This window comes from Terriglobus aquaticus (genome assembly GCF_025685415.1).
Taxonomy (GTDB): domain Bacteria; phylum Acidobacteriota; class Terriglobia; order Terriglobales; family Acidobacteriaceae; genus Terriglobus; species Terriglobus aquaticus.
In genome coordinates this window covers 3,672,669-3,688,532 of record NZ_JAGSYB010000001.1, presented here as the reverse complement: position 1 = coordinate 3,688,532, position 15,864 = coordinate 3,672,669, and the positions used below count along the sequence as shown (strand labels likewise).

Annotated in this window: 13 protein-coding genes and 1 tRNA gene; 7 read left to right on the top strand and 7 right to left on the bottom strand. The window is 63.0% G+C overall.

Annotated elements, in window-relative coordinates:
- Positions 1 to 160: 160 nt before the first annotated feature.
- From OHL12_RS15180 to OHL12_RS15165, 4 genes are all read right to left on the bottom strand, one after another.
- A complete protein-coding gene (locus OHL12_RS15180) occupies positions 161 to 547 on the bottom strand; it encodes a response regulator (protein WP_263414660.1) in 387 nt (128 codons plus the stop codon).
- Between the two features lie 34 nt (positions 548 to 581).
- A complete protein-coding gene (locus OHL12_RS15175) occupies positions 582 to 4,970 on the bottom strand; it encodes a chemotaxis protein CheB (RefSeq protein ID WP_263414659.1) in 4,389 nt (1,462 codons plus the stop codon).
- 132 nt (positions 4,971 to 5,102) lie between these two features.
- Positions 5,103 to 5,179 (bottom strand) — tRNA-Pro (locus tag OHL12_RS15170).
- Between the two features lie 149 nt (positions 5,180 to 5,328).
- Positions 5,329 to 7,059, bottom strand: coding sequence for a hypothetical protein (locus OHL12_RS15165; protein ID WP_263414658.1), 1,731 nt, complete (start codon positions 7,057 to 7,059; stop codon positions 5,329 to 5,331).
- Positions 7,060 to 7,378: 319 nt separating this feature from the next.
- On the opposite strand from OHL12_RS15165, the gene OHL12_RS15160 reads away from it, so the two are divergent.
- The 4 genes from OHL12_RS15160 to rpmA all read left to right on the top strand — a co-directional run bounded on the left by OHL12_RS15160 (position 7,379) and on the right by rpmA (position 9,242).
- Positions 7,379 to 7,774, top strand: coding sequence for a RidA family protein (locus tag OHL12_RS15160; protein ID WP_263414657.1), 396 nt, complete (start codon positions 7,379 to 7,381; stop codon positions 7,772 to 7,774).
- A 66-nt stretch (positions 7,775 to 7,840) separates the two neighbouring features.
- Positions 7,841 to 8,281: a peptide-methionine (R)-S-oxide reductase MsrB gene (msrB, locus tag OHL12_RS15155; RefSeq protein WP_263414656.1), complete on the top strand. Its 441-nt coding sequence runs from the start codon at positions 7,841 to 7,843 to the stop codon at positions 8,279 to 8,281.
- A 301-nt stretch (positions 8,282 to 8,582) separates the two neighbouring features.
- Positions 8,583 to 8,915 carry a 50S ribosomal protein L21 gene (rplU, locus tag OHL12_RS15150; protein ID WP_263414655.1) on the top strand — a complete coding sequence of 111 codons (333 nt, stop codon included), beginning with the start codon at positions 8,583 to 8,585 and terminating at the stop codon, positions 8,913 to 8,915.
- 66 nt (positions 8,916 to 8,981) lie between these two features.
- Positions 8,982 to 9,242: a 50S ribosomal protein L27 gene (gene rpmA, locus OHL12_RS15145; RefSeq protein ID WP_263414654.1), complete on the top strand. Its 261-nt coding sequence runs from the start codon at positions 8,982 to 8,984 to the stop codon at positions 9,240 to 9,242.
- Between the two features lie 230 nt (positions 9,243 to 9,472).
- Here rpmA and OHL12_RS15140 read toward each other — a convergent pair whose 3' ends face one another.
- Positions 9,473 to 9,859 (bottom strand): carboxypeptidase-like regulatory domain-containing protein, encoded by a 387-nt coding sequence (locus OHL12_RS15140; RefSeq protein WP_263414653.1) that lies wholly within the window; start codon positions 9,857 to 9,859, stop codon positions 9,473 to 9,475.
- 99 nt (positions 9,860 to 9,958) lie between these two features.
- Positions 9,959 to 10,171 (bottom strand): hypothetical protein, encoded by a 213-nt coding sequence (locus tag OHL12_RS15135; RefSeq protein WP_263414652.1) that lies wholly within the window; start codon positions 10,169 to 10,171, stop codon positions 9,959 to 9,961.
- Between the two features lie 144 nt (positions 10,172 to 10,315).
- On the opposite strand from OHL12_RS15135, the gene OHL12_RS15130 reads away from it, so the two are divergent.
- Together OHL12_RS15130 and OHL12_RS15125 are read left to right on the top strand one after the other, a co-directional pair.
- The gene (locus OHL12_RS15130; RefSeq protein ID WP_263414651.1) at positions 10,316 to 11,179 is read left to right on the top strand and encodes a rhomboid family intramembrane serine protease; all 864 of its coding nucleotides are present in this window, start codon (positions 10,316 to 10,318) and stop codon (positions 11,177 to 11,179) included.
- Positions 11,180 to 11,290: 111 nt separating this feature from the next.
- Positions 11,291 to 12,319 (top strand): aldo/keto reductase, encoded by a 1,029-nt coding sequence (locus tag OHL12_RS15125; RefSeq protein ID WP_263414650.1) that lies wholly within the window; start codon positions 11,291 to 11,293, stop codon positions 12,317 to 12,319.
- A 167-nt stretch (positions 12,320 to 12,486) separates the two neighbouring features.
- Here OHL12_RS15125 and OHL12_RS15120 read toward each other — a convergent pair whose 3' ends face one another.
- Positions 12,487 to 13,620 carry a VWA domain-containing protein gene (locus tag OHL12_RS15120; protein WP_263414649.1) on the bottom strand — a complete coding sequence of 378 codons (1,134 nt, stop codon included), beginning with the start codon at positions 13,618 to 13,620 and terminating at the stop codon, positions 12,487 to 12,489.
- Between the two features lie 58 nt (positions 13,621 to 13,678).
- Between OHL12_RS15120 and OHL12_RS15115 the strand changes: the two genes are divergently transcribed.
- The gene (locus tag OHL12_RS15115) at positions 13,679 to 15,829 is read left to right on the top strand and encodes a prolyl oligopeptidase family serine peptidase (RefSeq protein WP_263414648.1); all 2,151 of its coding nucleotides are present in this window, start codon (positions 13,679 to 13,681) and stop codon (positions 15,827 to 15,829) included.
- The last annotated feature ends 35 nt before the right edge of the window (positions 15,830 to 15,864 follow it).

Here is a 15,864-nt window from a genome sequence, read left to right as displayed (position 1 = left end):
GGCAGTGTAAGTTCCTGTTTCGAGAAAACTTAGCTGTAAGTTCCTGATGCGCGGAGAGTTACAGAAGCGCGGCAGGTTTCTCTAAGCAGCTACCCCTACTTCCAGTATAGAAGTCTGGAAGTAATTGCATGCCAAGTGTAAGTGGCTGAACGAGCAGGTCTTAGGCCGTGGTGGGGCTTGACAACAAGTTGGGGAGGCAGCCGCAGAGTTGCTGCACGCTGCGAACGACCTCTCGATGAGAAAAGGGCTTGGTGAGGACTGGAGCTTCGCCGATGACGGCCGGGAGGTTCTCGCGGGCGTACCCCGTCACGACGAGGAACGGCAGACGCTTTTTCTGCAGGAGTTCTGCGATGCGGTGGATGCCGCGGCCGTTCAGGTTTGCGTCGGCCACGACGGCGTCCCAGGTTTCGGAGTGGAGGCGGTCCAAGGCTTCGGGCTCGTTCATTGCGTGCTCCACCTGCCGGAAACCCGCACCCTGCAGCGTGAAAACGAGATCAAGACCGACCAACAGCTCATCTTCGATGACAAGTACCCGGCATGTCTCCAAATTCTTTTCCCCCGATGCGGAATTCCCGACTTCGCTAACTCAGAACCGATGCGCTGGAGGCAAGGGGTAAGCGGATGGTGCAGAGCAGGCCGCCCGGTTCAAAACGGGTTTGTACGGTGCCGCCGACGCCGCCAAGACTGCGCTCAATCAGCATGGAGCCGAAGCCGCGTTTGTCAGGAGACTGCACTGGCGGCCCCCCCGTTTCAGCCCACTCCAGTTCCAGCGCCTGCGCGGCTTCCGGCAACCTCCACTTCACACTGAGGCGGCCGCCGGATTGCGACAGGGCACCGTATTTTCGGGCGTTGGTCGTAAGTTCGTGGAGCACCAGCGACAGAGCCACCGCGGTTTGTGGGGCCAGGAGAGCGGCCGGACCTGAAGCAGCGATGTTCTCGTCGTAGTGACCTGTGTAAACCTGCTCGCGAACGATCTCCGCGATGTCTGCACTTTCCCAACTGCGCCGGGTGAGGACAGTGTGGGCACGGGAGAGCGCCCACAGACGTTCCTGGAACTTTTCAACGAAGACGGCGGGTTCCGGGGTACTGCGCAGAGTCTGGTTGGCGAGCGACTGAACCGTTGCCAGGGTGTTTTTGACACGGTGGTTGAGTTCGCCCATGAGGAGTGCCTGGCGCTCCTCGTACTGCTTGCGATCGGATTCGTCGCGAAGCACCTTGGCGACTCCCCGGACCTGGCCCGTCGCGTCGAGCACGGGTTCTGTGGCCCATTGAGCCCAAAAGGTCTCCCCATCCTTGCGGCAGACCCAGCGGGCGTCGACGCCGTGAGTGCCAGCCACTGCCTGTGCGATCTCTGCCTGAAGCAGGCCACCGTTGCGATCTTCCGGTGTGAACAGAATGTCAGCGGGACGGCCTAGGATCTCTGCGCTGGAATAACCGAAGAGCCGCTCTGCGCCGGGATTCCAACTGGTCACATGACCCTGCAGGTCGGTCTGAAAGAGGGCATATTCCTGAACGTTCTCGACAAGCAGACGGAAGCGTTCCTCGCTTTCACGCAGGGCTTGGAGAGCGAGTTCCTGCTGAGCCTGCAGCAGTCGCTGCTCGGCCTGCTTGCGGATCGTGATGTCGCTGGTGGTGGTGGCGACACCGTCGCCCAATTTGACGGCTGACTGAAAGAACCAACCGTCGATCTGCTCGTGGACGTAGTTGAATTCAGCGTGGGCGGGCTCACCGGTTTCCACCACTCGCTTGAAGCGGTCGAAGATGCCTTCCTGAACGACACCCGGATTGTTCTGCAACAGACTCTTGCCGATGACGTCGCCGAATACCTGCTGGGAGCGGTAGTTATTAAGAAGCCATCGGAAATCAACTACGGCGCCCATGGCGTCCCGAACGGCCTGGAACACCTGGATCATGTCCCGCGAACTATCCATGGCGGCCTGCAAAAGATCGCGGCTGCTTTGCAGTTCGCGGGTGCGGGTGGCGACGATTTCTTCCAACTGGATGCGATGGCGCTCTTCCGCTGCACGCAGTTCGGCTTCTGCCTCTTTACTGGCGGTGACGTCTGTACCGGCACCGAACCACTCGGTGAGGTTTCCCTCCGCGTCCAATATGGGAACAGCGCGGGAGAAGACCCAGCCGACACCACCATCCGCACTGCGAATCCGATGCTCCAACGCGTACATGGATTTGTTCTGGATTGCGTGATCGATGGCTTTGCGGACCGTGGGCAGGTCTTCCGGAAGGATGTATTTTTCGGCCCAGTCTTCGATGGGTTCGGCGGTATCTGCCAGGAAGTCGTTGCCCTGCAACTGGTACATGAGCTTCCAATCCGGGCTCATGCGGAAGACGGGATGGCTGCCGGTGGTGACCAGGGCACGGAAGCGGCTCTCACTTTGGCGTAATGCCTGTTCCGCTTTCTTACGACCGGTGATGTCGATGAAGGTGATTACCACACCCTCGATGCGATCGTCCGCGCTGCGGTAGGGCAGCATGCGAGTCAGATACCAGCGGTCGGATTCGTCGCAGATCTCCTGCTCGACGGGAATGAGGCGGTCGAGAACAGACTGAGCTTCTTCACGAAGGCTTTCGTGACCGAGACGATGGGTGAGGTCGGAGATGGGCCGGCCCCGGTCGGTGATGCGGATGTTGAAGATTTCCGACAGGCGCGGAGTGAAGCGAAGGATGCGCAGTTCGCGATCGAGGAAGAGGGTGGCGATGTCAGTGGCGGCGAGCAGGTTGGTGAGGTCGGTGGAGAGCTGCGAGAGTTCGTCGACCTTGTGCCGGTTCTCCTGGTTTACGGTCTGCAGTTCCTCGTTGATGCTTTGCAGTTCTTCCTTGGAGGTTTCGAGCTCTTCCAGGGTGGAGCGCAGTTCCTCATTGGTGGACTGCATCTCCTCGTTGGCAGATTTCATTTCCTCCTGGCTGGTTTCGTATTCCTCGATGGTGGCCTGAAGTCGCTGCCGGGCGACGTTGAGGTCCGCTTCCAGTTCGGCGATGCGTTGTCCGGCGGCGCCCGATGCGAGAACGGCGGCCGAAGCGACGCGAGAGTCCGCCTCTTTCGCGGTGATGGGCTGCCGCTCGTCGAAGATGACCAGCAGAAAGCCTTCCTGGTAGAGCTCCTGCGCGGGTCGTACGTGCAGAACGACTGGGGTAGGCAGACCGTGGAGACGCACCAGAATCGGGTTGGAGTCGGCGGGTGATTTCGTCTCGCGAGCGGTGTGAATGAGCGCCTGCAACTCAACGCGGAGCTCCTCTGCCACGAGGCGCAAGATGCTGGTGGTGATTTCGCCGCCAGGGTGCACCAGGTAGCGACCAGCATGTTCGGAGAGGTGGACGACCCTGTTGTCAGGGCCGATGAGAACGCTGGGCGGAGCGAAGCGCTCCAGCAGATCGAGGTGCAAGGTCTGGTACGGCACTGCAGCCGCAAGTGGCTCCGGTTTAGTGGCCGGTTGGCCGAAGGCCCGGAGGCGCGTGAGCGGGAAGACGGGAAGGCGCGGCTCCGGTGCGGGGACATTGCGCTTTTCGTAGATGCAAAGCCGCTTGTCTTCCGTGCGGAAGAGATCGAGCGCGTCGATGGTTTCGGCAGAGCCGAGCAACAGATAGCCGTGCGGGCAGAGCGCGTAGTGGAAGAGGTCGATCACGTCGCTCTGGACGGAGCGGTCGATGTAGATGAGCAGGTTGCGGCAGGAGATGAGGTCGACGCGCGAGAAGGGTGGGTCGGCGAGGAGATTGTGGGGCGCGAAGACGACGAGATCGCGCACTTCTTTTGAGATTCGGTAGCCGCCGTTCTCTTTGCGGAAGAAGCGCTGGAGGCGCTCGGGGCTGACGTCGGTTTCGATGTCGCCGGGATAGAGGCCCTCGCGTGCGCCTTCGAGCGAGCGCTTGTGCAGGTCGGAGGCGAAGACCTGAAGCTTGGGCGGGTCGGTTCGCCGCGACGACTCTTCCAGCAGGAGCATGGCGATGGAGTAGGCCTCTTCGCCGGTGGCGCAGCCGACCGACCAGGCGCGCACGCTGCTGTTGCTGCTCTTGCCTTCAAAGAGCCTGGGGATGATGTCGCGCTGGAGCTTTTCAAAGACTTCGGGATCGCGGAAGAAGCTGGTGACCGTGATGAGGAGGTCGTCGGCGAGGGCGTGCGCCTCGTCGGACCGATCACGCAGCATGTTCAGGTACTCGTTGAAATCTTCGATGTAGTTGAGCTGCATGCGCCGGGCGATGCGGCGCAGGATGGTCGCCGGCTTGTAGCGGCTGAAGTCGCGGTCCGTACGCGCCTTGAGGATGGCGAGGACCTTGGGCAGGAGAAGGCGCTCCTGGGGTGCCTGCTCCGCCTCCATCTCCTTGGGGGTGATGACGCGGCCCGCGTGAGCGAGACGAACGAGGGTGGAGGCGATCTCGTTGAGGGGGAGAATGCGGTCGACGCCGCCGGTGGTGATGGCGGATTGGGGCATGCCGTCGAACTCGGCTTCGTTGGGATCCTGCACGAGGATGACGCCGCCCTTGGCCTTGATTTCGCGAAGGCCGAGTGTGCCGTCGGAGCCGGTGCCGGTGAGGATGACACCGATGGCGTGGCCGTTGTGGGTGGCGGCGAGCGTGCGGAAGAAGTGGTCGATGGGGGCGCGTTCGCGACGGCGCTCTTCGAGGGCAGAGAGGCGCAGGTGCGTGTCGATGGAGTTCAGGTTGCAGTTGGGCGGGATGACGTAGACGTTGTCGGGCTGGAGGACGGTGGTCTCGGTGACCTGCTGGACGGGGAACTTGACGCTGGGCTGCAGGAGGTCGGCGAGCATGCTCTTGTGCTCGGGCGAGAGGTGCACGACGACGACAAAGACGAGGCCTGTGTCTGCCGGGATGAGTTCGAAGAGTCGGCGCAATGCGGAGAGGCCGCCCGCGGAAGCACCGATGCCGACGACGGTAGGGCCGGCGATCTCTTCAAGGCGGTTCGCCGCTTCTGCAGTGGTGTTCTCTTCTTCGTTCACAGCTTCCCTCGCCCGACTTGTCCAGCCCTACGGTATACCGCTGGTGAGGAGAAAGCTCCCCGGGGAACTGCTGGGTGTACGCTTCGATCCTTTGATCGCACGCTGTGCAGAGATTTGAAGGGTTTTAGAAGATGGTCGGGGAGAGAGGATTCGAACCTCCGACCCCCTGGTCCCGAACCAGGTGCTCTACCAGGCTGAGCCACTCCCCGACGGTGTTGCTGGTGCCCTGCTGCGCGATGGGTCTGCGTGCAAGGCGGTTGGCAGCGGATCGCGTGGTAGGTCGCGAACACCAACCTTTGTAGTGTAGCAAAGTTACGGGCGAGGTCCATGCGCGGACCGCGCGCGGATGTTGGAGCGGTCAGCGCCGGTGCGTCTGGCGGGTGGACTGCGGTGTTCCGTAGGCCTCGCCGCTGTGCTGCACGGCGGACTCGTTGACCGGGACGGACATGGAATCGTCGTAGTGCGCGCCGGCCGGAATCAGGGTGCTGGTGACGCTGCGGTCGCCGGCCTGGCCAATGCGCAGCGAGATGCGGGCAGGGTCGACGCCCTTTTCGCGGGTGAGATAGAGCTTGGCGTTGGCGGCGCGTTCGGCGGCGGTGTCGGTGCGTTCGCCGGTGCTGTTGTTGCCGATCATGACGAGCTCTGAGCCGGAGTCGCGCTGGAGATTGATGGCGATGTCGTCGAGGCAGCCCTTGGCTTCGTTGTCGACGCGGGCGGGGCGGCGGCGATCGCGCTCGAAGCTGATGGTGCACATGGCCTGGGTCGCCGCAGCGGCGGCAGACCGCGGGTCGATGACGCGGACGGTGGTGTTGGCGCTGCCGGTGGCGCCCGAGGTGTCAGTCGCGGTGCAGGTGGCGATGATGTCGCCGGGTGCGGCGCCGCCGGAGTTGAGGGTGCCGGTTGGTCCGGTGCCGCTGGCCTGACCGGCGGAGGCGGTGTAGCTGTAGGTGAGCGAGCGGCCCCCGTTGCCGCTGACGCTGGTAGTGAGGGTGGCGCTTTCGCCGGGGTTGAGCATGGCCGGGGCGGCGGTGCAGCCGACGGTAAGCGAGGCGCCCGACGTGGCGGAAGTTGCCGGTAATGCCGAGAGTGCCCTGCTGTTGGCAGGCGAGGTCGGGAGTGCGGTGCCGTTGGCTGGCGCTGTAGAGGTTGCGGTGGCATTAGCCGGGCCGGTGACCTGAAACTCCGCGCGGCAGGTGGCCTGCTGAGAGAGGTGGCCGCCCTGCATGACGCGGCCGTTCACGGTGTAGGTGCCGGGGGCTAGGCCGTCGGTGGCGATCTGGATGGTCTCGCCGGAGCCGGAGAGCTTGCCGCCTGTGGTGGTCCAGGTATAGGTGGTGCGGCGATTTTTGTTCAGGCCGGTGTTGCTGGAGGTGACGGTGACGGGCTCACCGGAATTGACGGTGGTGGGATTGGCCTCGCACGCGAGCGCGGGGCCGTAGCTGGTTTCGCCACGGGAACCGGTGTCGCCGAAGCGGACGACGAGGCCGGTGGACAGCGAGTAGGCGTTCATCTTGATGATGCCGCCGGAGGTGTTGGCCGGCGGATTCGAGGGCCCGAAGTCGACGTAGTTGTAGTTGTAGTCGGCCTGGATGGGGCGGATGGCGAGATGGTTGTGGAGGGTGTGGAGGTCGAAGTCGACGCCGATGCCGGCGGTGTAGCCATGACCCCAGGTGCAGGGCTGCGCGTCAGGCCCGCCGACCTTGGAGCCGCCGCCCAGAGCGTGAACGAAGGGAACGAGGCGACTGATATTGTGGCGCACAATCAGGCCGCCCTGGACGGATTCGACGCAATCGTTGGGGCCGCTGGGGTGGTAGGAGCCGGCAAGTTCCACGCCCAGAACATTGTTGAAATAGCCGGCGACGCTGAAGAGGCCGCCGGTGGTGATGGGCTTGGCCTCGTTGGCGGTGCCCACGTTGGCGTGCATGGGTTTCAGGTAGCTGTAGCCGGCGAAGAGGTCGACGCGGGAGGTGGGCCAGTCGTTGGGATTGCTCGCCAGGGCCTGCGCGCTCACGGTGGCGGGAAGCAGCCACGACAGCAGCAGACCGCTGAGAGCTGTCGCCAGGAGCATCTTCCAGAACCGGACCTGCATGCGGCGAACTCCCTCCCAGAAACGAGATGTTGGTGACCCTGGCGCGCTCAGCGAACGGGCTGCACCCGCGGCAGCCTGCGGCTGCGAGAACGGGGCTACAGCCTGAGGGCTGCTGCCCCTTTGCGGGGAACGGGTGCAAACGCCTGAGCGACGCCAAGGTACATGAGAAACAGCTCAGAATCCGATCCCACGAATGGGTTGGTAACCGTGAAGTAATGGTCAGAGTGGGCGGATTTGCAGGAAAAGCGCCGGTGGCGGAGGTTGGTTTGGCGGGAGTTCGGCTCGGAGCGTGCTTACGGCTGGGCTGGTATTTTGGGGTATGCCTCAGAACAAAGCAGCTATTGCAACGCAGGATGCGCCCGCCGCCATTGGTCCCTACAGCCAGGCGGTCCGGTCAGGGGATCTGCTTTTTACGTCGGGCCAGGTCGGGTTCGATCCGGCGAGCGGTGCGCTGGTGAGCGGCGGCGTGGAGGCCGAGGCGCGGCAGGTGTTGAAGAACCTGGCAGCGGTGGTGGGCGCGGCCGGATTGCAAATGACGGACGTGGTGAAGACGACGGTGTTTCTGGCGGACATGAACGACTTTGCTGCGGTGAACGCGATTTATGCCGAGGCATTTGCGGGGGCCGAAGTGATGCCGGCGCGGTCGACGGTGCAGGTGGCGCGGCTGCCGCGGGATGCGCGTGTGGAGATCGAGGCGGTCGCGCGCTTCGCCTAGCGGTTCGGGTCGGCCGGTCGCAACGTGTGGGCCGGAAATCCATCTAATCAGTACGAGGTGGAAACGATGGCGAATGGGACGGAAACGACGGCCGGCAGCGGCTACGCGGTGGAGAAGACCGAGGCGGAGTGGCGCGAGTTGCTGTCGCCGGAGCAGTTTGCGATTCTGCGCGGCAAGGGCACGGAACGGGCGTTTACGGGCAAGCTGTACGAGAACCACGCGGACGGGCTGTACCACTGTGGCGCGTGCAATGCGCCGCTGTTCAAGAGCGACCACAAGTTCGAGTCGGGGTCGGGGTGGCCGAGCTTTTATGAGCCGGTGTCGCCGACGGCGGTGAAGGCGATCGAGGACAACAGCTATGGCATGCGGCGGGTGGAGGTAGTCTGCAGCAACTGCGGATCGCACCTGGGGCATGTGTTCCCGGATGGGCCGCGGCCGACGGGGCTGCGGTACTGCATCAACTCGGCTTCCCTGAACTTTGAAGGGGTTGAGGGTGGATCGAAGTAAGCTGAGCCGCGATGTGGGTTGGATCAGGGGGCCGTTACGGCCCCTGATCTATTTGGGCAGGGAGTTCGCCGCAGAAGTGTGGCGGGGTTGACCTGAGGCTCTGTTCGAGGTATGCTTCGAGGGTTGAGCGGAACAGGCGGCTGTGCGGGTGAGTGATCCCGGTGCGGCCTGCCGGACGAGCCGGAAGCGGCGCGGACCCGGAGCCCGAGGCTCCTCACGGACAGGTTGAGCGGGGTTAGGCCGGCTACGGTTTGCTCCAGCAACGCGTCGCCCACCGGGCGAACGCGCGGAGGTTTGAAAGATGTACGCAGTGATTCGGACAGGTGGCAAGCAGTACCGCGTAGCTCCCGGTGAGACCGTGCGCGTGGAGACGCTGGCGCACGAAGACGGCAAGATCGAGTTCAGCGATGTGCTGGCCGTGAGCGGCGAAGCGGGCAGCTTTGAGCAGGAGCTGGGTGGCGCGAAGGTGCTGGCCGAGGTTGTGGGCGAAGGCCGCGGCGACAAGATCCTGGTCTTCCACTTCAAGCGGAAGAAGCAGTACAAGAAGATGCAGGGACATCGTCAGGGCTTTGTCGAGGTCCGCATCAACGAGATCCTGGTGAACGGCAAGAGCTTCAAGGCCGAGAACAAGTAACTTCCCCGGCCCTGCCGGTTCGAAAGATCGCGGTCCGAAGGGGCCGCCTGAGAGCGAGAGACAGAGATGGCACATAAAAAAGGCGGCGGAAGCTCTTCCAACGGCCGCGATTCCAATGCACAGCGGTTGGGCGTAAAGGCGTTTGCGGGCGAAGTGGTCACCGGTGGGTCGATCATCGTGCGGCAGCGTGGAACACCGATCAAGGCCGGCCTGAACGTGGGCCGTGGCAAGGACGACACCCTGTTCGCCAAGGTTGGCGGACGCGTGAAGTTCTCGGACCGTGGTAACCATGGCCGGTTCGTTTCGGTGGAGCCGGTTGCGGCGTAGTTTTAGACAGATGTAGAAAAGCCCTGCTTCGGCAGGGCTTTTCTGTTTGCGTCCTTGTTCGACTCGCGGTCGGGTCACGAGGTGGATGGCTGTTTGTCAGAACCAGCAGTTAAGCCCCGATCTTCGCGGCAGGTGCGCACGAAGAACGGGGCTTGTCTGCCTGGGTGGATCGAACTTCCATGTACGTGCCGAATGGGTCGTCTTAGTGCCACGAATCGTGGCGCTGAGAGCTAGTCGACCTTGAGCGTGTAGTTGAAGCTGGACTTGTTGTCGAAGGAGCTGATCGTCTTGGTCGAGCTCTTCTTGCCGTTGCTTTCGGCCCAGACCTCGTAGTCGGAGGTGCTGGAGAGCTGGGCGAAGCGGTAGGTGCCGTCTTCGGCGGTGATGTAGCTCTTCTGCGCCAGGGTGCGGGTGTCCTTCAGGTGAACGACCGCGCCCTTGACGGGCTGGCCGCCGCTGACGACCTTGCCGTCGACCGTTCGAGGCTGCGCTGCCTGGGCATGCGCGACCGGAGTAAGCGAGACGGCCGTGCTGGCCAGAACGACGAGACCAGGCAGGAGCATCGCGGAACGCAGATGGCGACCGGAAACGATGCGAATACGGCGAATGAGGCTCATGGCTTGCAGTATACGTGGCGGCGAGCGCCACGCTCCTTCTGCCAGGTAAGAACACGGTTGCCGGCGCAAGGTCGCGCGGTGAAGACCCGTGTGGCGGCGCTACTCGTCGTCCTCGTCGTCGCTGCCGGTGTGACGGTACCCGTCGTCTTCGTCGTCGTAGCCTTCGGCGTCGACCACGGAGAGTTGCAGCGGCTCGGTGGAGATGACCTCCAGCTCGGTACCGCACTCGTCACAGGTGACGGTTTCCCCTTCTTCCACGTCGTCCACGTCGATGTCGAGGGGGTTGTCGCACTCGGGGCAGGTAGCAGCCATTGGATCCTTCCTTCTGTTGGGCACCGGGAGTGGTTCAGAGCACATCCCCTGTTTTCACAGCAGACGCGAGACGGTGTGGCGGGGTTGTTTGCCCGGACTCCGGACACATTCTGACCGTAGCAGACGGAGCATAGGATAAAGGGGATGCGTTCCACGGGAAGCACGACACTGACGCTGCCACCGTTTGCGGGTGCGACCCGCAAGCTGGTGCTGTTGAACCTGGTTATTTTTTTCGCGCTGGGTCTGCTGAGCTGGTTTGCGCCGGGGTTGTACTCGCGGCTGCTGGTCACGCTGGGGCTGATGCCCTTTGTAGCGCTGCACGGCTGGGTGTGGCAGGTGTTCACGTATCCGGTGATCAACATTGGATTTCTGAATACTGCGTTTGCCCTGCTGACCCTGTGGTTTACGGCGACGACGCTGGAGGAGACGCGGGGCGCGCAATGGCTGGTGCGGCTGTACGTGGGCTCTGCGGTCGCAGGCGGAGCGGCAGCAGTGCTGCTGGCCGCACTGGGACGAATGATGCCGGCGGGCATGACGCTGTTTGGTGGACCGAACAGCCTGTACCTGGGGATGTTTGGGCCGCTGTTTGCGGTGCTGGTGGCGTTTGCTCTGCTGTACGGCGACGTGGAGTTCCTGCTGTTCTTTGTGATCCGGATGAAGGCGAAGTACATGGTCGCGATCATGGTGGTGTGGCGGCTTGGACTGCTGGTGTGGTCGCGCGAGGTGTTCAGCGCGACGCTGGAGCTGTGCTGCGGCCTGTTTGCGTTCCTCTACGTGCGGTATGCGAAGGTGGGCTACGGCAACCGGAGTGTGGGGAAGTCGCTGAGTGAGCGGTGGTACGGATGGCGCAATGACTACTACCGGTGGAAGCGCAAGCGCGCGGCGAAGAGCTTCCAGGTATACATGCGGAAGCAGAACCGCGAAGTGCATTTCGACAACGAGGGCCGCTACGTTTCACCGGAAGATGAGCGGCGGCGGGATCCGAAGGACAAGCGCTGGATGAACTAGCGGCGTTCCCTTCTGCAATGCCTGGTGTGTCGGAATGTGGCAGGGGCGAAAGCAGGTCCTTCGCTGCGCTCAGGATGACACTCTCGTTGTGAGTGCGGCATCTGAGCTTGTATGCAGATGCGTTCTCTTGGCAAGCTTCAGGTTCCGGTGTCGCCCATTATGCTGGGCGGCAATGTGTTTGGTTGGACGATCGACGAGCAGCAGAGCTTCCGCATTTTGGATCGCTTTGTGGAGCGCGGGTTCAACTTCATCGACACGGCGGATGTGTATTCGCGGTGGGCGCCGGGCAACCAGGGCGGCGAGAGCGAGACCATCCTGGGCAAGTGGTTCAAGCAGAGCGGCAAGCGCGACCAGGTAGTGCTGGCGACCAAGGTCGGCATGGAGATGGGCGAGGGCAAGAAAGGGCTGAGCGCGAAGTACATTCGCGAGGCGGTCGAGGCTTCGCTGCGCCGGCTGCAGACCGACCACATTGACCTGTACCAGACCCACCAGGACGACAAGGACACACCGCTGGAAGAGACCGTGCGCACGCTGGATGCGCTGGTGCACGAAGGCAAGGTGCGCATGGTAGGCGCGAGCAACTACGACGGCCGGCGCCTGCGTGCGGCCATTGAAGTGGCGCGCAACGCGGGGTGGGAGAGCTACCAGACCTTGCAGCCTAACTACAACCTGTACACGCGCGAGCAGTATGAGACGGACCTGGCGCCGGTGGTGGCGGAGTACTCGCTGGGCGTGGTTCCCTACTTCTCGCTGGCTGCTGGATTTCTGACCGGCAAGTACAAGAGTGCGGACGATGCCAAAGGCGTGAAGCGCGAAGGTACGGTGAGCAAGTATTTCGACGATCGCGGCATGAAGATTCTGGACGCGCTGCGGAAGGTGAGTGACGAGGCGGGTGCGTCGATGGCTTCGGTGGCACTGGCGTGGTTGCTGTCGCGGCCGAATGTGCTGGCTCCGATTGCGAGCGCGACGAAGGAAGAGCACCTGGAAGATTTGTTCCGGGCGGCGGAGTTGGAGTTGAGCGCGGAGCAGCAGGATGCGCTCTCGGCCGCGAGTGCGTATGAGAAGAAGGCTGAAGAGCCGGCGATGGCGGGTGCGTTGCCGGGTGCGTTGCCGGGTGAGGGCGATCGGTCTTCGCGGTAAGTGTGACGAAGCCCCGGGCTGAAGCCCTTTTCAGGCGGCCAGATACAGGGGCCTGAAGGTCCCTGCTCCCTCCTTAGTGCGGCTTCATCAGGATCCTGGGGCCTCTCACCTCAACCGCGACTATGAGGAGCCTGCTGTCCTGCTCCCACTTCGCTGCGGCTTCGGTGCTACTGAGGCTTGGCTTGGGTATTGCTGTCGGAACCTGCGGGTGCGGCGGGGGCTGGTGCAGTGCTGGCGTCTGGCGGGGCACCGACCCAGTAGTTGCGGCGGGCTCGGATGGTGGCTTCCGGATACTGTGGGATTTTGACTTCGAGCTCGTGCAGGCCGGGTGTAGCGCCGCCGGGCACTGTGAAGCTGAGCAGGTAGTAGTTGTGGATACGGTTGGCCAGACGCAGCGCGGCGTTGTCGAAGCCCTTCTCTGTGCCGAAGTTGTCGTACTCGCCGCCGGAGAGGCGCGAGACGGTCTTGGGGACGTTTTGCCGGAAGGCCTGCACGGTGGCCATGAGCAGTTGCAGTGCCGTGCCGAAGAGGCCGGGGCCGCGGCCGGGCTTTACCTCGTCGCGCAGGTCGTCGCGGTAGGGCGAGTAGGCGAAGCTGTCGACGACGATGTTGTTGCGGCCAAGCTGGGCGATGACCTGCGCTTCGGGCACGTGCGAACCGTGGTCGCGGGTTTCGCTGATGAGCATGATGGCGCGGCGGTACCGAGGATCGCGGTTCTCAAGGATGGAAGCGGCGTAGCTGAGCGCGTCGGTGGTGGCCGCGGCGTTGTCTTCGCAGGGTGCCATGCGGGGCATGGCGGCTTCGATCTTGTCCTGCTTGCGGGTGAAGGGCTGGATCAACTCAGGGTGAGCACCGTAGCGGACGAGAGCGACCTCGTGCGGGGCGGCACCGATGAGCGAATCGATCATGGTGGGCAGGCCCTGGAAGCGGCTGTACTCCACGATGGCCGAGCGCGAGCACTGCAGAAGGACGACGAGGCTGAGGCCGATGCCTTCAGTCGATTCTTCGAGACGGAAGGGGCGTGGCTGGCCGTCGTCGGTAAGCGTGAACTGATCTTTGGTGAGGCCGTAGAGGACTTTGCCCTTGATGTCGACGGTGGTGGGGACGAGGATGAGCGACGCGCCGGTCTGGAGTGTGTACGGTTGGTCGGTTTGTGGGTCCTGCGAGGCGGACGATTGAGCCGGCTGTGAAGTGGCTTGCGCCGGCGGCGGCGTGGCTCGAGCGGGCTGTGTGGCTTGCGCGCGGGCGATCGCGGCGGCACAGAACATCCAGAGCAGAAGCATGGCGCGGCGGATCGGCATGAGGTTTATTCTCGCAATAGTCTGACGCGCCCGTCTCTGCTCAGGAGAGTCTTTTCCCATGCGTTTTCTCGCAACGACCTGCCTTGCGGCTGTGTGCACCTTGAGTGCGGCGGCGCAGGCGACAGCCCCGATGAACAGGAATTCTGCCTTGTTGCCTTATCCCAAGCCGCACACCGTTTCGCAGACTGACGATTACTTTGGCACGAAGGTGGCCGACCCGTACCGATGGATGGAGGACGTGGATTCCGCCGATACGAAGGCGTGGATCGAAGCTGAGAACAAAGTGACCGAGGCGTACTTCAAGCCGCTGCAGCCGTTGAAGGACAGCCTGCACAGCCGCATGATGGCGCTGGTGAACTTTGAGCGGTATAGCGCGCCGACGCGGTACGGCTCGCGTTATGTCTACTCGCACAACACCGGGCTGCAGAACCAGAGCGTTGTGTTCTGGACGGATGGGTTGAACGGCGAGCCGCACGTGTTGATCGATCCGAACACGCTGAGCAAAGACGGTACGGTGGCGCTGGCCGGCATGAGCGTGACGGATGACGGACGGCTTGCCGCGTTCCAGATTGCCGAGGCGGGCAGCGACTGGCAGCACATTATCGTGCGCGATGTGGCGACGGGCAAGGACCTGCCCGACACGATCAAGTGGGTCAAGTTTGGTGGCGCGGCGTGGCTGAAGGATGGCAGCGGCTTCTACTACACGCACTACGACGCGCCCAAGGAAGGCGCGGCGCTGAAGGCGATCAGCAGTTCGCCGAAGATCTATTTTCACAAGCTGGGCACCAAGCAGGGAGAGGACAAGTTCGTCTTCGAGCGGGCGGACGATCCGGAGATCTTTCTGGGTGCGGGTGTGACGGATGATGGTCGCTACCTGATCCTGTACCAAGCCAAGGGAACCAGCCCGAACAACGAACTCGCATTTCTGGACCTGACGAATCCGGGCGCGAAGATCGAGAAGGTATTCGATAAGCCGGACGCGAGCTACAGCGTAATTGGAAACAATGGGACGCGGTTCTGGCTGAACACGACGCTGAACGCGCCCAACGGCAAGCTGATCGAAGTGGACCTGAACCAGCCCGCGCGCGAGCACTGGAAGACGGTGGTGCCGGAGAGCAAGAGCAAGCTGGACGGAGCTTCGCTGGTGCATCGCACGCTGATTGCGGAGTACCTGACGGACGCGCACACGGAGGTGCGCCTGTTTAGCGAGGACGGCAAGCCGATGCAGACGCTGCAACTGCCGGGCGTGGGCACGGCGGGTGGCTTTGGTGGCAAGCGCGAAGACGATGAGACCTTCTACGGGTTTACGAACTTCACGACACCGGGCGTGGTGTATCGGCTGGACATGAAGACGCTGAAGTCGCAGCCGTATCGGACGCCGAAGCTGAACTTCAACCCGGACGAGTTTGAGACGACGGAGGTGTTTGTTCCTTCGAAGGATGGCACGAAGGTGCCGATGTTTCTGACGAGCAAGAAGGGCTTGAAGCGCGATGGACAGAACCCGACGCTGCTGTATGGGTATGGTGGGTTCGATGTGTCGCTGACGCCGGCATTTTCGTCGGCGCGGATTGCGTGGCTGGAGCGTGGCGGCATCTACGCGCAGGCGTCGCTGCGTGGCGGCGGCGAGTATGGCGAGGCCTGGCATGAGGCCGGCATGAAGCTGAACAAGCAGAATGTGTTCGACGACTTCATTGCATGTGCCGAGTACCTGATTCGCGAGAAGTACACCTCGACGCCGAAGCTGGCGATTCAGGGCGGATCGAACGGCGGCCTGCTGATTGGTGCGGTGCTGACGCAGCGGCCTGAGTTGTTTGGTGCAGCCAATGCGCAAGTGGGCGTGATGGACATGCTGCGCTTTGACAAGTTCACGGTGGGTTTTGGGTGGAAGCAGGACTACGGTTCGCCGAGCGAGAACGAGGCCGAGTTTCATGCGATCTACAAGTACTCGCCGCTGCACAACCTGAAGCCGGGAACAAAGTATCCGGCGACACTGATCACCACGGCGGATCACGACGACCGCGTATTCCCTGCGCACTCGTTCAAGTTTGCGGCGCAGATGCAGGCGGACCAGGCGGGGCCGGCGCCGGTGCTGATCCGCATTGAGACGCGTGCAGGCCATGGCGCGGGCATGCCGCTGAGCAAGCAATTGGATATGACGGCGGACACGTTCGCGTTTCTGCTGCATGAGTTGCACGCGGATACGCAGTGACAGCGGATCGCCGACGGAAGGAGTGAGGACGGCGC

Excerpts from the sequence above, each read along its gene's own strand:
- OHL12_RS15165 (WP_263414658.1), bottom strand. The coding sequence starts at position 7,059 with ATGCAGGTCCGGTTCTGGAAGATGCTCCTGGCGACAGCTCTCAGCGGT.
- OHL12_RS15160 (WP_263414657.1), top strand. The coding sequence starts at position 7,379 with ATGCCTCAGAACAAAGCAGCTATTGCAACGCAGGATGCGCCCGCCGCC.
- msrB (WP_263414656.1), top strand. The coding sequence starts at position 7,841 with ATGGCGAATGGGACGGAAACGACGGCCGGCAGCGGCTACGCGGTGGAG.
- rplU (WP_263414655.1), top strand. The coding sequence starts at position 8,583 with ATGTACGCAGTGATTCGGACAGGTGGCAAGCAGTACCGCGTAGCTCCC.
- rpmA (WP_263414654.1), top strand. The coding sequence starts at position 8,982 with ATGGCACATAAAAAAGGCGGCGGAAGCTCTTCCAACGGCCGCGATTCC.
- OHL12_RS15140 (WP_263414653.1), bottom strand. The coding sequence starts at position 9,859 with ATGAGCCTCATTCGCCGTATTCGCATCGTTTCCGGTCGCCATCTGCGT.
- OHL12_RS15135 (WP_263414652.1), bottom strand. The coding sequence starts at position 10,171 with ATGGCTGCTACCTGCCCCGAGTGCGACAACCCCCTCGACATCGACGTG.
- OHL12_RS15130 (WP_263414651.1), top strand. The coding sequence starts at position 10,316 with ATGCGTTCCACGGGAAGCACGACACTGACGCTGCCACCGTTTGCGGGT.
- OHL12_RS15125 (WP_263414650.1), top strand. The coding sequence starts at position 11,291 with ATGCAGATGCGTTCTCTTGGCAAGCTTCAGGTTCCGGTGTCGCCCATT.
- OHL12_RS15120 (WP_263414649.1), bottom strand. The coding sequence starts at position 13,620 with ATGCCGATCCGCCGCGCCATGCTTCTGCTCTGGATGTTCTGTGCCGCC.
- OHL12_RS15115 (WP_263414648.1), top strand. The coding sequence starts at position 13,679 with ATGCGTTTTCTCGCAACGACCTGCCTTGCGGCTGTGTGCACCTTGAGT.